This window comes from Flavobacterium rhizosphaerae, from assembly GCF_046000445.1.
Taxonomy (GTDB): Bacteria; Bacteroidota; Bacteroidia; order Flavobacteriales; family Flavobacteriaceae; genus Flavobacterium; species Flavobacterium rhizosphaerae.
In genome coordinates this window covers 62,876-80,981 of sequence record NZ_JBELPZ010000008.1, presented here as the reverse complement: position 1 = coordinate 80,981, position 18,106 = coordinate 62,876, and the positions used below count along the sequence as shown (strand labels likewise).

The 18,106-nt window shown below is 40.4% G+C and carries 18 protein-coding genes; 12 read left to right on the top strand and 6 right to left on the bottom strand.

Translation table 11 applies throughout. The features are described from left to right. The first annotated feature begins 44 nt into the window (after window positions 1–44). Window positions 45–2,480 (top strand): DUF4114 domain-containing protein, encoded by a 2,436-nt coding sequence (locus ABS766_RS09340; RefSeq protein ID WP_408084876.1) that lies wholly within the window; start codon window positions 45–47, stop codon window positions 2,478–2,480. Between the two features lie 233 nt (window positions 2,481–2,713). Here the strand turns inward: ABS766_RS09340 and ABS766_RS09335 are convergent, their stop codons facing one another. Next, window positions 2,714–3,145, bottom strand: a complete 432-nt coding sequence (locus ABS766_RS09335; RefSeq protein ID WP_408084875.1) for a tellurite resistance TerB family protein — start codon at window positions 3,143–3,145, stop codon at window positions 2,714–2,716. Window positions 3,146–3,307: 162 nt separating this feature from the next. On the opposite strand from ABS766_RS09335, the gene ABS766_RS09330 reads away from it, so the two are divergent. From ABS766_RS09330 to ABS766_RS09320, 3 genes are all read left to right on the top strand, one after another. Beyond that, window positions 3,308–3,898 carry a HupE/UreJ family protein gene (locus ABS766_RS09330; RefSeq protein WP_408084874.1) on the top strand — a complete coding sequence of 197 codons (591 nt, stop codon included), beginning with the start codon at window positions 3,308–3,310 and terminating at the stop codon, window positions 3,896–3,898. A 63-nt stretch (window positions 3,899–3,961) separates the two neighbouring features. Beyond that, complete coding sequence (locus ABS766_RS09325) at window positions 3,962–4,405, top strand: deoxycytidylate deaminase (RefSeq protein WP_408084873.1); 444 nt, start codon at window positions 3,962–3,964, stop codon at window positions 4,403–4,405. After that, entirely contained in the window at window positions 4,406–5,986 is a 1,581-nt protein-coding gene (locus tag ABS766_RS09320; protein WP_408084872.1) for a S41 family peptidase, read from the top strand. A gap of 102 nt (window positions 5,987–6,088) precedes the next feature. On the opposite strand, the gene ABS766_RS09315 is transcribed toward ABS766_RS09320, so the two are convergent. The 3 genes from ABS766_RS09315 to ABS766_RS09305 are packed head-to-tail and all read right to left on the bottom strand — an operon-like array spanning window position 6,089 to window position 7,530. Beyond that, window positions 6,089–6,694, bottom strand: a complete 606-nt coding sequence (locus tag ABS766_RS09315; protein WP_408084871.1) for an FAD-dependent oxidoreductase — start codon at window positions 6,692–6,694, stop codon at window positions 6,089–6,091. Between the two features lie 3 nt (window positions 6,695–6,697). Beyond that, window positions 6,698–6,895, bottom strand: a complete 198-nt coding sequence (locus ABS766_RS09310; protein WP_408084870.1) for a hypothetical protein — start codon at window positions 6,893–6,895, stop codon at window positions 6,698–6,700. A gap of 59 nt (window positions 6,896–6,954) precedes the next feature. Then, complete coding sequence (locus tag ABS766_RS09305; RefSeq protein WP_408084869.1) at window positions 6,955–7,530, bottom strand: MarC family protein; 576 nt, start codon at window positions 7,528–7,530, stop codon at window positions 6,955–6,957. A 125-nt stretch (window positions 7,531–7,655) separates the two neighbouring features. Between ABS766_RS09305 and ABS766_RS09300 the strand changes: the two genes are divergently transcribed. From ABS766_RS09300 to ABS766_RS09265, 8 genes are all read left to right on the top strand, one after another. Then, window positions 7,656–8,219, top strand: a complete 564-nt coding sequence (locus tag ABS766_RS09300; protein WP_408084868.1) for a DUF3109 family protein — start codon at window positions 7,656–7,658, stop codon at window positions 8,217–8,219. 293 nt (window positions 8,220–8,512) lie between these two features. After that, window positions 8,513–9,490: a ribonucleotide-diphosphate reductase subunit beta gene (locus ABS766_RS09295; RefSeq protein ID WP_408084867.1), complete on the top strand. Its 978-nt coding sequence runs from the start codon at window positions 8,513–8,515 to the stop codon at window positions 9,488–9,490. An 85-nt stretch (window positions 9,491–9,575) separates the two neighbouring features. Continuing rightward, complete coding sequence (locus ABS766_RS09290) at window positions 9,576–11,972, top strand: ribonucleoside-diphosphate reductase subunit alpha (protein WP_408084866.1); 2,397 nt, start codon at window positions 9,576–9,578, stop codon at window positions 11,970–11,972. Window positions 11,973–12,056: 84 nt separating this feature from the next. Beyond that, entirely contained in the window at window positions 12,057–12,566 is a 510-nt protein-coding gene (locus tag ABS766_RS09285) for an RDD family protein (RefSeq protein WP_408084865.1), read from the top strand. Window positions 12,567–12,573: 7 nt separating this feature from the next. Beyond that, window positions 12,574–13,068, top strand: coding sequence for an RDD family protein (locus tag ABS766_RS09280; RefSeq protein ID WP_408084864.1), 495 nt, complete (start codon window positions 12,574–12,576; stop codon window positions 13,066–13,068). A gap of 97 nt (window positions 13,069–13,165) precedes the next feature. Continuing rightward, entirely contained in the window at window positions 13,166–13,687 is a 522-nt protein-coding gene (locus tag ABS766_RS09275; protein ID WP_408084863.1) for an RDD family protein, read from the top strand. A gap of 10 nt (window positions 13,688–13,697) precedes the next feature. Then, window positions 13,698–13,931: a hypothetical protein gene (locus tag ABS766_RS09270; RefSeq protein ID WP_408084862.1), complete on the top strand. Its 234-nt coding sequence runs from the start codon at window positions 13,698–13,700 to the stop codon at window positions 13,929–13,931. Between the two features lie 29 nt (window positions 13,932–13,960). Next, window positions 13,961–15,310, top strand: coding sequence for a deoxyguanosinetriphosphate triphosphohydrolase (locus ABS766_RS09265; protein WP_408084954.1), 1,350 nt, complete (start codon window positions 13,961–13,963; stop codon window positions 15,308–15,310). Here the strand turns inward: ABS766_RS09265 and ABS766_RS09260 are convergent, their stop codons facing one another. Further along, window positions 15,311–16,267 carry a DUF3078 domain-containing protein gene (locus ABS766_RS09260; RefSeq protein WP_408084861.1) on the bottom strand — a complete coding sequence of 319 codons (957 nt, stop codon included), beginning with the start codon at window positions 16,265–16,267 and terminating at the stop codon, window positions 15,311–15,313. 41 nt (window positions 16,268–16,308) lie between these two features. After that, on the bottom strand, window positions 16,309–18,081 hold the full coding sequence (locus ABS766_RS09255; protein ID WP_408084860.1) for a 1-deoxy-D-xylulose-5-phosphate synthase: 1,773 nt from the start codon (window positions 18,079–18,081) through the stop codon (window positions 16,309–16,311). Between the last annotated feature and the right edge of the window lie 25 nt (window positions 18,082–18,106).

The window sequence follows — 18,106 nt, the reverse complement described above, 5'->3', positions numbered from 1 at the left end:
ACTCACACTATCTTTGAAGTATAATTTAAAAAGACAGATGAGATATGAAACGAGTAATACTTTTAACAGCCTTGCTTTTTAGCACTCTTATTTTTTCACAAAATTATCAGTTTTTAGGCAGCTATAATCAATTAGGCGTACCTGATTACTTACTTGAAAATGATGAGGTATCTCCAGCCACTATGGCCATGATAGCTAATGCTCTTCCGGAGGGTTATCCTGTTCCACAATATAATCCGCACTATATTACGTCGGGTTACGATACAGATATTGAACTTTTAAGCGCTGCCGATGTATATGTAACCTTTGTAAAAGAAGGCGCAGGTTATAAAAATGTTTTAGGGTATTATACCTATAATATAAATGAACCTTTAACAACAGCACCCGCCCCTGAAGATATAACTATTATTTTTCCCAATGTTTCAGAAGGTGGTTCTGGTGGTGGCTTATCTGCCGGTAACAAAGTTAAAATAGGTACATTTCCAGCCGGCACAGGCATAGGTTGGGTTTTGCTTGCCAACGGCTGGAACAACACCCAGGTTACCCAGGGATTATGGCAATTATTTTCTAACCCCAATTTTAACCCGGAAGCTAACCCTGATTTAAGGCACCATAATGTATTATTAGCTGACCCAGACAATGAGAGGGTGCTATTGGGCTTTGAAGATATAAGGAGGGATTACTCATCTTGCGACAATGATTTTAATGATGCTATATTTTACATTACATCCAACCCTTATTCGGCTATGTCACTTCGCAATATGCCAGATGTAGAGACCGCTACAGATGTATCTTCGGGTAATGACGGCGGGCTTGAAAGTAATGGAGACCTGGCATCCCTTATCGCTAAAAGAAATTTTAAGCGTACACAAAGCAATTCATTTTTAAACAAAAAACAGCTACAGTCCCCTTTCTTAACTTCAGGAGCGGGTTATAAAATGAATAATGAGGGAACTTCGCTACAGGGTTATTTTCCCACTACCGGCATGTTTGGTACCGAAACTACTTATTTATCTACCCCAACAGATTTGTTAGGCATTACCAATGCAGAAGATGTTTTCTCGGTAGATTATTATTCCGGCGAGAGCCGCGTAGCGGCAGCTCTGGTTACGCAAACATCAGGCGCGGTATATAACCACTCAAAAGTAATTTGCGACAGGCTTAACGGTTCATCTCTGGAGGATGTACGCACAGTTACACTACAGGGGCACGAAATAATACTGGCAAAGCTTAAACGTGCTAATGGGCTAATAGAATATGCCCTGAGTTTTTCAGTATCGCAGCAAGCTACACAAAATATACTGCATAGTTATTGGAATATTGAGCAATTCCCACAAACCAACTACCTTAATTTTCAGGCATGGGGCGCAAATATGGGGCAGGTATGTACTATTGTAAATTATATATTAAACCAATTAGATAATGAAAACCCATTGGTAAGTACAACGGTTGAAAACAGGATACCTACAGTTTTTGTTAAAAGTGGTACTTATAAAAACGGATTGCTTAACCTGGAGGTAGTAAATAAATCAGCGGCATCTATACTGGAATTTGAAGGCAATAAAAAAGCTACAGAATTTAGCCAGCCGCAAAGTTTTACACAACAAATTGCTCTTACTACAGATTACGATCAAACCATCACCATTGATACGCAGGGTATATTTGACATAGGGCTATCTGTACATGCCGATACTTCATTAAGAGAAGATGGACTTTACCTTGCTGATGGGCCTTGGGGTATAGATTATAATGAACAGCAAACAACTGTTAGCTCTTTTACCATAGGGGAGTATATACCGCAAACCTCAAATGAAGGTGAATATATTATAGAGCGCGATGCCAGTGTTACCGGGCAGTTGTTTGGCACAATGAACCTTTTCAGGAATATTCTGGCAGGAGAACTGGTTAAAGATGTATCAGGCTACGAGGCATTAAATTTTACAATAGCCAATTCGCATAATGTAGAAGTGGTGCTTATAACCGAAGGGCTTACAAACTGGGAAGAGCGCTTAAGATTCCAGATTCAGGCAAATGTCACCAATACAGCTTTTAGCATTCCTCTTAGCAGCTTTACTAACCCTGCCGGTGGAAGTTTTGAAGGGCAAAACGTAAAAGGGATTGTATTTTCAGTAATGGGTAGTTACAGCACTTTTGAACCGTTTTTTGTTAATGCTTCTGCTGTAAGTTTTGGTGTATCTACTTTAAGTAACAATACCGTAGAGCGGGATATAGTAACTAAAATGTATAACTACCCCAATCCTTTTACAAATACTACAACCGTGGTACTGCCAGGTATGTCTGCCCAGGTAACGGTACAATTAATAGACATGGCCGGGCGCGTGTTATTAAACAATACATATACGCCTGATGCTTCTAACAGTATTAATGTTGAGGCAGCGGGCTTGCCAAAAGGGCTGTATATTATAAATGCATATACCGATTCAGGAAAAAGTTATACATCAAAATGTATGGTAAAATAACAGGTTATAGTTAATGGGATAAAAGAGGGTATTTTTGTTACTGCCTCCAAAAAGTTGAACACACTATTTGGGGGCAGTTTTTATGGTTAAAAGTTGCGTGTAGCTATCAGCTGAAATTTTAGAACGTGATATTTTAAAACGAATTAGCCCGGTTAATACCGGGCTAATTATATAAAACTTTGATTGTAAATTTTTCTAAGTTTTTTGGGCAGGCTCTTTTACAGGTTACCTGATTACTTGTTCATGTGTTGCATTTCGTACACAAATGTTTCGCTGTCTACATTAAGCACTAATAATGAGAGTGCTTTGTCTACAATATATTTTACGTTGCCTGGGGTAAAGCCCAGGGCAAGGGCAAAACGGCCCAGTATTTCTTTTTGTTTCGGCCCCAGTATATGGTCTGCATATACCATGTAGCTAAGGTCATATAAACGTTCCAGCCTTTGCACATAAAGGTGTGGGGGGTTTATAGGGTATTTAAACGGATTGGCTAAAATTTCTTTATAGTCCTGGTCAGAAATTTCAAGCCTTTTGGCAAGCTTATCTAAAAATGCTTTTTCTTCGTGGCTAATATCGCCATCTTCTATGGCTACACGCACTATTGATGCAAAATGCCCTTGGTTTCTTTCCTTAAAACCACTGTCAAACAAATCTGAAATCGACATGATAAAATGATAATTCTATTTTGGGGCAAATATATTCTATAATTTTATGACTAAAATAATTTATTGAATATTTTTTATTAAGAATAGTTTCAATTGCTGCTAATTTTCTTTTGTTTGATAAATTACCTTAATTTTACCTTTTATATTAACGTTATACCAGCTATGTCTGAATTTTGGTTTTATTTTGATATTGGCCTGCGTCATGTACTGGATTTGTCGGGGTATGACCATTTGCTTTTTCTTGCCATGCTGGCAGTTCCCTATACGTTTAAAGACTGGAAAACACTGGTACTGCTGGTTACACTTTTTACCCTTGGGCACACTATGATGCTGGTATTGGGTGTATATGGTATTTTAAACCTGAATTTTGAGGCTGTAGAGTTTTTAATACCGCTTACCATAATGGTAACGGCATTATATAATATATTTAAGCAGGCCACCAAGGCAACAAAAAATAACGGAAATTCGTTTATAGCTATTACCACGCTTTTGTTTGGCCTAATACATGGTATGGGCTTTTATAACTTTATAAAGATAGACCTTACACCCCAACACGAAGATAAACTGATGCCGCTTTTGGGTTTTGCCGGGGGAGTAGAGGCAGCGCAGATTATTATTATAATAATAGTGTTGCTCCTGTCTTTTGGGGTAGAACGTTTTACCAGGTTAAGCCGCCGTGACTGGGTGCTGGTTACCAGTGCTTTTGTGGCGGGTGTAGTGCTGCCCTTACTTATTAGCCATAAATTTTGGTAAGATATTAACTTTATATCCCGGTTTTTGTAATAAATTGACGCACAGGCCGGGGGTTATTTTGAAATGGATAAAGACAATACATTAAAACTGAATAAATACGACAAGGCTTACCTGCGCATAGCGCGCGAGTGGGGACAGCTTTCTTACTGCAAGCGTAAACAGGTTGGCGCAATTATTGTTAAAGACAGGATGATAATATCTGATGGTTATAACGGCACACCATCTGGTTTTGAAAATTGTTGTGAAGATAACGAGGGTCTCACCAAATGGTATGTATTGCATGCCGAGGCCAATGCTATATTAAAAGTTGCCCGTTCAACACAATCCTGCGAAGGCGCTACCCTGTACATTACCATGTCGCCGTGTAAAGACTGTAGTAAGCTTATACATCAGTCGGGCATTAAAAGGGTGGTATACCAAAATGCTTATAAAGACGATTCTGGTGTGGCGTTTTTAAAAAAAGCCGGTGTAGAGGTAGTTTGCGTTCCGGACCTGGAATATTTATAAATGAAAATAAAAAAAATATACCTGCCTATACTCCTGGCTACCGCACTTGCCATAGGCCTTTTAATGGGGAGTTTCCTAAATTACCCAACTTATCAGGGGGGGCTTGTATCCGGCTCGGGTAAAAACAAGCTCAATAAGCTTATCGATTTTATTGACAGCGAGTATGTAGATGATGTAGATACCGATTCTATTGTTGACCTTACCGTAACCAGCATACTGGAAAAACTCGATCCGCATTCGGTTTATATTGATAAAAGCCAGATGCAGGAAGTAGCCGAAGACATGCGTGGCGAATTTGGCGGCATAGGGGTCAACTTTTATATGTTTAAAGATACGGTGGCAGTAATAAAACCCGTACCCGGCGGACCAAGTGATAAAGTAGGTATTAAAGCAGGAGACCGTATATTATTTGCCGATAATTATAAACTTTACGGTCGCGATCTGCCTTTAGATACCTTATTCAGTAAGCTAAAAGGTGAGGAAGGCTCTAAAGTAACACTGACTGTTTTCCGTAAGAGCGAAAATAAAAAATTTACAGTAAACGTAGAACGGGGCATGGTGCCTAAAAAAAGTGTAGATGCTTATGTAATGGCTAATAAAAATACAGGCTACATAAAAGTAAACCGTTTTGCCGAAACTACTTATGACGAATTTCATGAGGCGTTACAAAGTTTGATAAATAGTGGCGCCAAAAGCATAGTAGTAGACCTTCGCGATAATGGTGGCGGCTATCTTGAAAAAGCCGTGGAAATGGCAGATGAATTTCTGGAAGACGGGATGGTGATTGTAAAGACAAAAAATAAAAAAGGCCGTGTAGACGAAACCGATGCTACCGATAAGGGTATTTTTGAACAAGGTAAGCTATATGTGCTGATTAATGAAAATAGTGCTTCGGCAAGCGAGATACTGGCGGGCGCGCTGCAGGATAATGACCGCGCCACTATTGTGGGACGCCGCTCTTTTGGCAAAGGGCTGGTGCAGCGCGAAATGAAGTTGGGCGATGGCAGCGCGGTGCGGCTCACCGTAGCCCGTTACTATACCCCTTCCGGCCGCTCTATACAGCGCAGCTATGCCAAAGGGGGCGATGCCTATTTTAACGATTTTCAACGCAGGTTTGAAAACGGCGAATTATATGCGGCTGACAGCATTAAAATAGCCGATACCTTAAAGTATTATACCCGAAACAAGCGCGTGGTTTATGGCGGTGGCGGTATTATTCCTGATGTGTTTGTGCCGCTTGCAGGCAAGCATGGTGATGAGGGCATTATACTCATTATGAAAAGTGGTGTGGTAAGCCATTTTGTTTTTGGCCAGCTGGATAGCGAACGCAATGCTTTTAATAAACTTACCGAACAGCAGATAGTAAAAAAAATAACCGCGACAGATGACTATTTTAACCTGTTTGATACCTATTTATTGCAACAGGGAATGGACTTTAAACTTAAAGACCACAAAGAGATGGTAAAGCAATACCTTGCTGCAGAATTTGTAAGGCAGCTTATAGGCGAAAAAGAATATTACAGGCTGCTGCTCTTACAGGATAATATGATGAAGGCAGTGCTGGAAAAAGCAGGAAGCTGATAATTTACATAAAAACAAAAAGAGCCTGAATTTTTCAGGCTCTTTTTGTTTTATAACCAGGGCTTACGGTATATATTTAATACACTATAATGCCCGGTGTAGTTACACTACTTTATCATGGTGCTGGCTCGGTGTGCCTTCATTCCATAATGTCAGTATATCAGTAGCTACCGATGCCCCACTGCCTGCCGCTATAGAAAGCTGGCTGCGTTGCCCGGCAAGTGTGCCGGCCACATACAGGCCTTCGGTTACTAAATGGTCGTTATTTTTAAGCTGCACCCTGTTTTTTGACGGTATAGCTTTTTTATGTGGCTCAAGGTATTGCTCAAGCCCTTCTATACCAAAAGCCGGGGCATAGCCTATAGCTACTACCACTATTTTGGCCTGATAAGCGCTCTTATTGGTTGTTACGGTAAAATTTCCGGCATTGCCTTCCACTTTCATTACCTTCTCTTTTTCTATCTGTGTTACTTCAGGATATAGAGAAGCAAGGTGTTGCAGGGTATTATGCATAAGTTCCTGTCCTGTAGTTCCAGGTGCAATGCCATAAGCATTGTTATAGAGGCCGTTTTGCAGGTCAGATGCCTTTTGGTGGGTTAATATGCCTACTTTTTTGCCTTCAGTATAAGGCTTGTTTAGCGCAGAGCCTAATACCAGTGCACAGGAAACGCCGGCAACGCCCCCGCCTATTATTAATACATCAAACATGGGTTATTTTCCGGTTTTTTCGTTAATCTTTTTGGCAGTATTTAATATAAGCAATATGCAAAGGGCGCAAAGCGAGGCAGCAATGCATATAAGCGAAATCACATTGTTGCTGCTGGAAATATTGCTGAAGTCCATTTGTATGGCATTAAATACAATAAGGGTTAGGGCAAGCCCCATAAGGATATAAATAAAAATCTTCATTATGTGTATATGTCTTTAAAAGGTAATTAGTTAAGACGTTGTAAATTTACAAAATTAAATCAGGCAAACAATAGTTTTACATTTGCTGCAAATAATTTTACGGCAATAGCAAGCAATATTACCCCAAATACTTTTCGGATAACCCCGAGGCCGTTGGCGCCCAGTAGCTTTTCTATTTTAGAAGAAGATTTAAGCACCAGGTATACTACCGCAATATTAATAATAATGGCTATAATAATATTTACCGTTGCATAAGCTGCACGTAGCGAAAGAAGTGTAGTCATAGTTCCGGCCCCGGCAATAAGCGGAAATGCAATGGGTACAATGCTTGCCGTGCTGGGGTTATCATCCTTATACAGGCGTATGCCCAAAATCATTTCCAGTGCCAGAAAAAACAGCACAAAAGATCCGGCTACGGCAAAAGAACTGGTATCAACACCAATAAGTTTTAGTATTTCGTCACCCACAAACAAAAAGGCAATCATAATTATCATGGCAACTACCGATGCTTTTTCGCTTTGTATGTGGCCCACCTTATTGCGTAAGTCCACAATAATAGGCACGCTGCCAATAATATCTATAACAGCAAAAAGCACCATGCTTACCGTAAAAATCTCTTTCCAGTTAAATGCCATAACCCCGGTTTTTTAAGGAGGGAGCAAAATTATCCATAAAATTCCTCATTACAAGAAAAATAGCCTTGTTTTTTACAGGATTTAACCTACCATAAAGTTATGCGAAGTTTACTTATATTTGCCACATGTTTCAACTGGGAAAAACAATAGTATCAGAAGATATACTGGAAAAGGATTTTGTTTGTAATCTTTCGGCCTGCCATGGCGCCTGTTGTATAGACGGAGACGCCGGCGCACCGCTTGATGAGGCAGAAACAAAGATACTGGAGGAGATATATCCTAAAGTAAAACCGTTTTTACGCCCGCAGGGTATAAAAGCTATTGAGGAGCAGGGTGCCTGGGTAACCGGTTGGGATGGCGGTCTTGAAACCCCGCTTATTGAGGGTAAAGACTGTGCTTATGTTATTTTTGATGGCAAAACCGCACTTTGCGGTATAGAGCAGGCGTATAACCAGGGGTTGATTGACTGGAAAAAACCTGTTTCCTGCCACTTATACCCTATACGGATAAAAGATTTTTCTGAATTTGCTGCTGTTAACTATGACCGGTGGGATATTTGTAGCGATGCCTGCACTTTGGGTAAAGAACTGGAAGTGCCGGTGTATAAATTTGTGCGCGAAGCACTCATACGCCGCTTTGGGCAGGACTGGTATGACGAGCTTGAAAAAGTAGCCAGCGAACTAAAATAACAGGCACCTCCATCCTTTTTAAAATACCGTATTCAACAATTGTATAAAAATCAATGTAATGTCCTTTGTTTATAGGTGCTACAGGTGATTTATCTGTTATTTAAATCAGTATTATTTATTGATAATCAGTCACTTAATAATTCAACGAAATTTTAACGAAACTTACTGCGTTGTTAAAAACTAATGCAGATTGTGAATAAATAGGGCTTTCTTTTATTGATGTAAATGACAATCTTTGTAGTCCACCTTTTCATCAAAATATAAAATCTTAATAGGATAAAAGTCAATTTACTATGTCTGCAACAGAACCCATTTTACAAGAAAATAAAAACCGTTTTGTAATTTTCCCTATAAAACACCACGATATATGGGATTGGTACAAAAAAATGGAGGCTAGTTTCTGGACGGCGGAAGAAATTGACCTACACCAGGATCTTACTGACTGGAATAATAAGCTTAATGATGAAGAGAAATACTTTATAAAACATATACTTGCTTTTTTTGCCGCTTCAGACGGTATTGTGAACGAAAACCTTGCTGAAAACTTTGTAAACGAGGTGCAGTATCCCGAAGCAAAATTCTTTTACGGATTCCAGATCATGATGGAGAATATACACAGCGAAACCTATTCGCTGCTTATTGATACCTACGTAAAAGATGATGCCGAAAAAGACAAGCTGTTTAATGCACTGGAGGTTTTTCCGGCGATAAAAAAGAAAGCCGAATGGGCGCTTAAATGGATAGAGAGCGACTCTTTTGCCGAGAGGCTGATTGCCTTTGCAGCAGTTGAGGGTATTTTCTTTTCAGGGGCATTTTGCTCTATTTTCTGGCTAAAGAAGCGCGGCCTGATGCCGGGGCTTACTTTCTCTAATGAGCTGATATCAAGGGATGAAGGTGTGCATTGCGATTTTGCCGTACACCTGCATAACCACCATTTGGTAAACAAAGTATCTAAAGACCGTATTAAGGAAATTCTGATAGATGCGCTTGAAATTGAGCGTGAATTTATTACCGAGTCACTTCCGGTAAGCCTTATAGGTATGAATGCCACGCTGATGACGCAATACCTGGAGTTTGTTACCGACAGGCTTTTGGTAGAGCTGGGCTGCGAAAGGCAGTATAATGTAGGAAATCCTTTTGACTTTATGGATATGATATCGCTGCAGGGCAAGACAAACTTTTTTGAAAAAAGGGTATCAGAATACCAAAAAGCAGGTGTCATCAACAAAGATAACGATTCGCAGAAAATCAGTTTTGATGCTGATTTTTAAGAGCTAAAAAATATAAACATATTTATTGCTTCCGGGCGGGTATTATACACCCTCCCCCGGATAACTTAACCTTAAATTATTGCCTATGTATGTAGTAAAAAGAGACGGAAGAAAAGAGCCGGTAATGTTTGATAAGATTACCGACAGGGTAAGGATGTTGTGCTATGGGCTTAACGACTTAGTAGACCCGGTAAAAGTAGCCATGCGCGTTATTGAAGGTTTATATGAAGGTGTTACTACTTCTGAGCTGGATAACCTGGCGGCAGAAACCGCTGCATCTATGACGGTGAATCACCCTGATTATGCATTGCTTGCCGCGCGTATTGCCGTAAGCAACCTGCATAAAAATACAAAGAAGTCGTTTAGCGAAACCATGGCAGAGATGTACCATTACGTTAACCCACGTACCGGTAAAGCGTCTCCGCTGTTATCTGATGAAGTGTATGAGGCAATAATGGCTAATGCCGAAATACTGGATTCGAGCATTATATATCCACGCGATTTTAACTACGATTACTTTGGCTTTAAAACCCTTGAACGCAGTTACCTGCTTAAAATAAACGGAAAAATTGTAGAGCGCCCGCAACACATGCTTATGCGTGTGGCAGTAGGTATTCACCTTAATGATATTGAGTCGGCCATAGAAACCTATGAGCTGATGAGTAAAAAATATTTTACCCACGCTACGCCCACATTGTTTAATGCAGGTACACCAAAGCCGCAAATGTCATCATGTTTCCTGTTAACCATGAAAGATGACAGTATAGACGGTATTTATGACACCCTTAAAAATACAGCCAAAATATCACAGTCAGCCGGTGGTATAGGCCTTTCTATACACAATGTAAGGGCAACCGGCTCTTACATTCGCGGTACAAACGGCACCAGTAATGGTATTGTGCCCATGCTAAGGGTATTTAATGATACCGCCCGTTATGTAGACCAGGGCGGGGGCAAGCGCAAAGGCAGCTTTGCTATTTACCTTGAGCCATGGCATGCCGATATTTTTGATTTTCTTGACCTGAAAAAAAATCATGGAAAAGAAGAAATGCGGGCACGCGACTTGTTTTTTGCCATGTGGATGTGCGACCTGTTTATGAAGCGTGTAGAAGAAGATGGTAAGTGGACATTGATGTGCCCTAACGAATGCCCCGGCCTGTATGACGTATATGGTGAAGAATTTGAAACATTGTATGAATCATACGAGGCGGCAGGAAAAGGCCGTAAAACCATAAAAGCCCGTGAGCTTTGGGAGAAGATACTGGAAAGCCAGATAGAAACCGGTACGCCTTATATGCTTTATAAAGATGCGGCCAACCGTAAGTCTAACCAGAAAAACCTGGGTACCATACGCTCTTCTAACCTGTGTACCGAAATTATGGAGTACACCAGCGAAGATGAAGTTGCGGTATGTAACCTGGCTTCTATATCGCTGCCAATGTTTGTGGAAGACGGAAAGTTTAACCATGAATACCTATATACTGTTACTAAGCGCATAACCCGTAACCTTAATAAAGTTATAGACAGGAACTATTACCCTGTTGTAGAGGCAGAAAACAGCAATATGCGCCACCGTCCGGTAGGTTTGGGTGTGCAGGGGCTTGCCGATGCCTTTATACTAATGCGCCTGCCATTTACCAGTGATGAGGCAAAACAGCTTAACCAGGAAATATTTGAAACCATATATTTTGCAGCCGTTACAGCCAGTATGGAACTTGCGCAGGAAGAAGGCGCTTATTCAACTTTTGAAGGTTCGCCTATATCTCAGGGAGAATTTCAATACAACATGTGGGGCTTAAAAGACAGCGACCTGAGTGGCCGTTGGGACTGGGCTTCGCTGCGTAAGGAAGTTATGGAGCACGGCGTGCGCAACTCATTACTGTTAGCGCCTATGCCAACTGCAAGTACCTCTCAAATATTAGGAAATAACGAAGCATTTGAACCGTATACCTCTAATATTTATACACGCCGTGTGCTTTCAGGTGAATTTATTGTAGTAAATAAACACCTGTTGCATGACCTTGTAGAGCTTGGTTTATGGAATGATGGACTGAAACAGGAAATTATGAGGGCTAACGGCTCTATACAGGATATAGACGGTATACCACAAGAGATAAAAGACCTTTACAAAACCGTTTGGGAACTGAGCATGAAAGATATTATAGACATGAGCCGCCAACGGGGTTATTTTATAGACCAGAGCCAGTCGCTTAACCTGTTTATGGAGGGCGCCACGTTTGCCAAGCTTACTTCTATGCACTTTTATGCCTGGAAGAGCGGCCTGAAAACCGGTATGTATTACCTAAGGACCAAAAGCGCTGTTGATGCTATTAAATTTACACTTAATAACGACAAAAAAGCAGAACCGGTAACACAAAAAGAAGCAGTACATGCCCCTGAAATAGCAGTGTCTGAATTTCAGGCCATGCTGGAGCGCAGCCGTAATGCCGAACCCGATGACTGCGAAATGTGCGGATCATAAATCGTATTGAATATTATAATTGTAAAAAGGAACCATTTTTTGGTTCCTTTTTTTATTTTTGGCGTATTCTTATTTCAATATTATATGATAATAACATCTGAACTTTATGCAAACGGCTCAAAACGTCTTGCAAATTATATTATCGATCGTATCGTAATGTTTGTCATTGATTTTTGTTTTATTTCCGTTTTAGGATATATCTACGATGAATTTTACGCAGCTGATTGGATTTTATACTTTATATCAGACAGCATAATTGCTAACCTAGCGCACAGTTGCTTGTTCTCAGTAGTATATTATACCATTTTTGAGGCTACCACACAGCGTACTGTGGGTAAGTTTATAACCGGCACGAAGGTAGTTATGGAAGATGGAAGCAAACCGGGTTGGAGGGTGATAATAATACGCTCCCTTTGCCGTATGATTCCTTTTGACGCCTTTTCTTTTTTAGGTTCAAATGCAAGGGGTTGGCATGATTCATTAAGCAGTACATATGTTGTTGTGGAAAAAGAATATGCTGAAGCCGCAATGCTTAAAGATGAGTTTGACCAGATAGGAGTTAATACAGATCAGTCAGCCTATCCTCATAATTAATGTTTTTTTGGATATTACTTTAGATATTTCAGCTTCGGGCAATAAAAGGGTTTTAAATTATCTTATTGATACCCTTGCCTTTATTTTTGTCAATTTTGTTTTTGGCATCATTGCAGGTTTTATTTACAGTGTGTTTCATATATCTGTATCACCTTTCCACTATTATAATGTGGCTTCCTGGCAGGGCATGTTATGGCTTATGTTTTTTTGGCTGTTATATTATTTTATAATGGAATTTTTCTGGCAGCAGACGATTGGCAAGTTTTTTACCGGTACAAAGGTTATAACGGTTAATGATAAAGAACCAGGTTTTGCCCCAATGCTGTTGCGAACCTTGCTACGCCCCACACCTTTTGGCTTTTTATATTTTAATGAGTTTAAAATTGGGAAAACTTTGCATGACAGGCTTTCCGGCACTGTAGTAATTGATAGAAAGAAATATGCTGAAGCTGCAATGCTTAAAGATGAATTTGACCAGATAGGCGTTAATACGGAGCAGTAAGTCTGTTCCTGAAATTCATATAAGATTTCATTAATTACATACCAACCCCTAAAAATGTTGGTGTAAATGGGTACTTTTGCGCCATAATATTGTATTAATGGAGAAGATAATAGTAATTACCCCTGATGTTTTGGCACCTGCTAACAGGCGTTTATTAAATTATGTTATAGATAGGTTTGTATGTGCTGCCCTTACAATTGGCCTTGCCGGTGCAGGTAATTATATTTATAAAGCATATGGCTATGACGGCCTTGCAATGGGTACAGATTTCTTAAATTTTGAATTGTCTGATTATAATAACCTTAAATTTAATGTGTTTGCCCTGGTAATACAAATTATTTATTACGGTCTGTTTGAGTCTCTTACGGCGCGCACCCCCGGTAAATACATAACCGGTACAAAAGTGATATACCAGGATGGAACCCATCCGGCAGAAGGCAGTATATTTATACGCACACTTTGCCGCCAGATACCTTTTGAGGCTTTTAGTTTTTTAGGTATTTTGCCTGTAGGCTGGCACGACAGGTTTTCTAAAACGCTTGTGGTAGATGTAAATGCTTTTGAGAAAAAGCAACGTGAAAATGCAGTGGAGCAAGATATAAACAGTAATAACGATTAATAATAAATTTATGGCTAAAGACGATAAAGGTATTTATACCGGTATAATAGGAAAAGATGAAAACGGCAATTACTTTTGCGGACGCTATATGCTGGACTATAAAAAAGTAAGCACAAGTTTTAAAGAAGGCGATAAAATAACAATAAAGTCGGCAGTAAATAATCCCAGTGATAAAAGCAATGAACAATATCCCGTGAAATCCCGTGATTTTGTACTGGCTGATAAGAAAGGCTTTATTAAGTAGAAAATTACTAAACAGCTACAATTATAATGATGCAATGGGAACAACTCCTCAGTTTAAGAAAACAGGGAGATATAGGGAAACGATTACGTAAAGAACAGGATGATACCCGCCTTGGTTTTGAGGTAGATTATGACCGTATCATATTTTCATCGGCATTCCGCAGCCTACAGGATAAAACCCAGGTTATTCCGCTAAGTAAAACCGACTTTGTACATACCCGCCTTACGCACAGTTTAGAGGTTTCGGTTGTGGGGCGTTCGCTCGGCAGGCTTGTGGGCAAACAAATTATAGAAAAGCATCCGCACCTGCAAACCATTCACGGCTATCAAAGCAATGATTTTGGTGCTATTGTGGCCGCAGCCGCACTGGCGCACGATATTGGTAACCCGCCTTTTGGGCACAGTGGTGAAAAAGCCATAGGGGAGTATTTTAAAACTGGCAGGGGGCAGCAATACCGCGAACAGCTTACCGCCAAGCAATGGCAGGACCTTATAGATTTTGAAGGCAATGCCAACGGCTTTAGCCTGCTTACAGCCTCAAGGCCAGGTATAGAGGGGGGTGTGCGCCTTTCTTATGCTACGCTTGGGGCGTTTATGAAATATCCTAAGGAGTCGTTACCTAAAAAACCTACCGCAAATATAGCCGATAAAAAATACGGTTTCTTTCAGTCTGATAAAGCATTTTTTGTGTCTGTGGCCAAAGAGCTGGGCCTTATACATAATAAAAGCGGGGATGATACAGGTTTTGAGCGACATCCGCTGGCCTACCTGGTAGAAGCTGCAGATGATATTTGTTATACTATTATTGATTTTGAAGACGGTATTAACCTTGGCCTTATACCTGAAGAGTATGCCTTGGAATATCTTATAAAATTAGTAAAAGATAAAGTTCAGGTAGAAAAGTATAAAGGCTTAACCACTAAAGAAGATCGCCTTGGGTATTTAAGGGCATTGGCCATAAGTACGCTTATTAACGACGCCGTGCGTATATTTTTAGAAAATGAGGAGCGCATACTTGAAGGTAAGTATACCCACGCCTTACTATCGCAGAGTAAATATACCGCCCAGATTGATGATATCCTTGAAATAAGCCGCAATAACATTTACCGGAGCAGGGAAGTAATAGAAAAGGAGGTTATGGGGTACCGCATAATAAATACCTTGTTAGATACTTTTTGTACGGCCTATAATAACAAATTTGAAAACAGGGCAGGCAATTATGACAGCTTGGTTTTACAGCTGCTTCCTGAAAAATTTATTACTGATAAAAAAATGGATTTGTATGAACGCCTGCTGCACATTTGCCACTTTGTTTCTACCCTGACGGATGGCAATGCAGTATTGCTTTATAATACCATAAAAGGCAAAGAGGTTAACTAATTAAAACGTATAGCTAAGGCCAACGCCAAGCATTTGCTTTAGCTGTACTTTAGGGCCAACGGTAACCACCTCATCACCTCTTTCTTCAGAGGCTTTAATATCGTCATCATAAATCATGTGCGCGCCAATATTGGCTTTTACGTACTGGTTTACTGTCATATCAAGTGAAAACTGGAAATCAACATCTATATTCCCGAAATTATTAAGGTAATCAGTATAAAGTGTCATTCTTTGGTCCAGTACAATATTTTTAAATACCTGCTTTTTAAACTGGTTGGTTAACAGTATACCCAATTCGGTACGTGTGCGTTTACCGGGTATAATAACATTACCTTCTTCGTCTAACACGGCCGGCTCTACACCAAACGATCCTTTGTCGGCAAGGTACTGGTTAAGTACCAACGTGGTCTTATCGGTTAAAGGAGAAAAATAGGCGGTAAGGCCAAGGTCTTTACGGATGTATTCGCTACCAATACCTAAAAACAGGTACGCAGGTGCAAAAGGGCCAGAAATTTCATCCTCTTTATTTGGGTAGTTGTACCCGTTGGCAAATTGGGTATTAAATGTAAATTTGGCACTGTAATACCAGCTCGAAATGGTATCTTTTTTACGTTTATAACCAAAAGTGGAATTAAATTGTATCTGGTCATCAGTTTTACGGCTTTGCTGACCTTCCTGGCTCGTAAAGCCATATTTAAGGATTAACTCATTTACCCAGTTAACTGATTTTTTGTTGTATTTGCGCACAAAATTACCTTTACCAAGTAAGGTTACCGAGTTATTACCACCCACATTCCAGTTTACAAAAGCAATTTCGCTTATATCAAGCCCAACGGCATTAGTCCTTTCCCAGTAGGTTACAGAATCGGGCAGGGTAGTGGTAATAAGTACCTGTGCTTTTGTTTTTAATGAAAATGATATAGTTATTAAAGCTAAAAGGACAATTCTGAATTTCATCAATATTGGGGTATTGTTAAATAAAATTTGTGCAAAAATCGTTAATTTATATAAGCAGAAAAAATATCTTTTAAGCTTTTAACGTCTATACCGCAATAATGTTGTAAATCAGCTATGGTACCCTGCTCTATAAATTCATCGGGTATGCCTAAAATCCTGATTTCAGGCTTATAAGCATATTTTGTAGCAAATGCAGCTATAGCAGAGCTAAATCCGCCCGTAACAGCCCCGTCTTCAAGGGTAATGATTTCAGTATATGAGTTTAATATAGTATGTAACAATTCTTCATCCAGGGGTTTTATAAAACCAAAATGGTAATGAGAAAATAAGTCTGCATTTTCGGTTCCATTAAGTGCTTCTATCACATTGTTTCCTATGGTACCGGTAGAAAGTATGGCAACTTTGGCCCCTGTCCGTAATTGATAGGCTTTTCCTATAGATATTTTGTCAAAGTCATTTTGCCAGCCCGTATGCTGTGCCCTGCCGCGTGGGTAGCGTATGGCTATAGGATGTGGCAGCCCCAGTTGTGCCGTGTAGAGTATGTTGCGTAATTCTTTTTCGTTTAAGGGGGCAAAAATAATAAGGTTGGGTATGCAGTTAAGGTAGGCAATATCAAAAACACCATGATGTGTTGCACCGTCTTCACCCACCAGCCCGGCACGGTCCAGGCAGAAAATAACGGGCAGGTTTTGCAGGGCAACATCATGTATTACCTGGTCATACGCCCGTTGCAAAAACGTGGAATAGATATTACAAAATACCACCATACCCTGTGTGGCCATTCCGGCGGCAAGGGTTACCGCATGCTGTTCGGCTATACCCACATCAAAAGCCCTTTCAGGGAATGCCTCCATCATAAACTTCATTGAGCTGCCCGAAGGCATAGCGGGGGTTATACCAATTATTTTGTGGTTATTTTGTGCTAATTCAACTAAAGTAAGCCCAAAAACGTCCTGATATTTAGGCGGCAGGTTACTGTTGTCGGCAGGTAATAATTCTCCTGTAGTTTTATCAAATTTTCCGGGTGCGTGGTATTTTACTTGGTTTTCTTCAGCCTGTTTCATGCCTTTGCCTTTTGTGGTAACAATATGCAGAAACTTTGGCCCCGGTTTGTTTTTAAGTCGTTGCAATTCTTTTATCAGTACAGGCAGGTCGTGGCCGTTTACAGGGCCGGTATAATCAAAATTCAGGCTTTTAATCATGTTGTTCTGCCTTGGGTTTTTGCCCTCTTTTACCTGGGTAAGGTAATTTTTTAATGCGCCTACGCTCGGGTCTATACCAATAGCGTTGTCATTAAGCACTACCAGCAGGTTGGCATCGGTAACCCCGGCATGGTTAAGCCCTTCAAAAGCCATACCCGATGCAATACTGGCATCGCCAACAACAGCAATATGGTTGCGGCTTATATCGCCCTTAATTTTAGAGGCCAGCGCCATACCTAACGCAGCGGAAATAGAGGTGCTGCTGTGCCCGGTGCCAAAGGCATCATATATGCTTTCTTTAATTTTTGGGAAACCACTCAGGCCGCCCCACTGGCGGTTGGTGTCAAACTTATCCTTACGCCCGGTAAGTATTTTATGCCCGTAAGCCTGGTGGCCTACATCCCAAACCATTAGGTCATTTGGGGTGTCAAAAACATAATGCAGCGCAATGGTAAGCTCTACTACGCCTAGGCTGGCGCCCAGGTGCCCCTCTTTAACCGAAACCACATCAATAATAAACGCACGCAGTTCTGCCGCCAGTTGGGGCAACTGTTCCGGTGTTAGTTTTTTTAGGTCGGCCGGGGTGTGTAGGGTATCAAGTAACCTTTGCATAGCGCAAAGTTACAATATACAGCCG

What these genes read in the sequence shown, in the direction of transcription:
- ABS766_RS09340 (WP_408084876.1), top strand. Translation starts at nt 45, where the DNA reads ATGAAACGAGTAATACTTTTAACAGCCTTGCTTTTTAGCACTCTTATT.
- ABS766_RS09335 (WP_408084875.1), bottom strand. Translation starts at nt 3,145, where the DNA reads ATGTCGATTTCAGATTTGTTTGACAGTGGTTTTAAGGAAAGAAACCAA.
- ABS766_RS09330 (WP_408084874.1), top strand. Translation starts at nt 3,308, where the DNA reads ATGTCTGAATTTTGGTTTTATTTTGATATTGGCCTGCGTCATGTACTG.
- ABS766_RS09325 (WP_408084873.1), top strand. Translation starts at nt 3,962, where the DNA reads ATGGATAAAGACAATACATTAAAACTGAATAAATACGACAAGGCTTAC.
- ABS766_RS09320 (WP_408084872.1), top strand. Translation starts at nt 4,406, where the DNA reads ATGAAAATAAAAAAAATATACCTGCCTATACTCCTGGCTACCGCACTT.
- ABS766_RS09315 (WP_408084871.1), bottom strand. Translation starts at nt 6,694, where the DNA reads ATGTTTGATGTATTAATAATAGGCGGGGGCGTTGCCGGCGTTTCCTGT.
- ABS766_RS09310 (WP_408084870.1), bottom strand. Translation starts at nt 6,895, where the DNA reads ATGAAGATTTTTATTTATATCCTTATGGGGCTTGCCCTAACCCTTATT.
- ABS766_RS09305 (WP_408084869.1), bottom strand. Translation starts at nt 7,530, where the DNA reads ATGGCATTTAACTGGAAAGAGATTTTTACGGTAAGCATGGTGCTTTTT.
- ABS766_RS09300 (WP_408084868.1), top strand. Translation starts at nt 7,656, where the DNA reads ATGTTTCAACTGGGAAAAACAATAGTATCAGAAGATATACTGGAAAAG.
- ABS766_RS09295 (WP_408084867.1), top strand. Translation starts at nt 8,513, where the DNA reads ATGTCTGCAACAGAACCCATTTTACAAGAAAATAAAAACCGTTTTGTA.
- ABS766_RS09290 (WP_408084866.1), top strand. Translation starts at nt 9,576, where the DNA reads ATGTATGTAGTAAAAAGAGACGGAAGAAAAGAGCCGGTAATGTTTGAT.
- ABS766_RS09285 (WP_408084865.1), top strand. Translation starts at nt 12,057, where the DNA reads ATGATAATAACATCTGAACTTTATGCAAACGGCTCAAAACGTCTTGCA.
- ABS766_RS09275 (WP_408084863.1), top strand. Translation starts at nt 13,166, where the DNA reads ATGGAGAAGATAATAGTAATTACCCCTGATGTTTTGGCACCTGCTAAC.
- ABS766_RS09270 (WP_408084862.1), top strand. Translation starts at nt 13,698, where the DNA reads ATGGCTAAAGACGATAAAGGTATTTATACCGGTATAATAGGAAAAGAT.
- ABS766_RS09265 (WP_408084954.1), top strand. Translation starts at nt 13,961, where the DNA reads ATGCAATGGGAACAACTCCTCAGTTTAAGAAAACAGGGAGATATAGGG.
- ABS766_RS09260 (WP_408084861.1), bottom strand. Translation starts at nt 16,267, where the DNA reads ATGAAATTCAGAATTGTCCTTTTAGCTTTAATAACTATATCATTTTCA.
- ABS766_RS09255 (WP_408084860.1), bottom strand. Translation starts at nt 18,081, where the DNA reads ATGCAAAGGTTACTTGATACCCTACACACCCCGGCCGACCTAAAAAAA.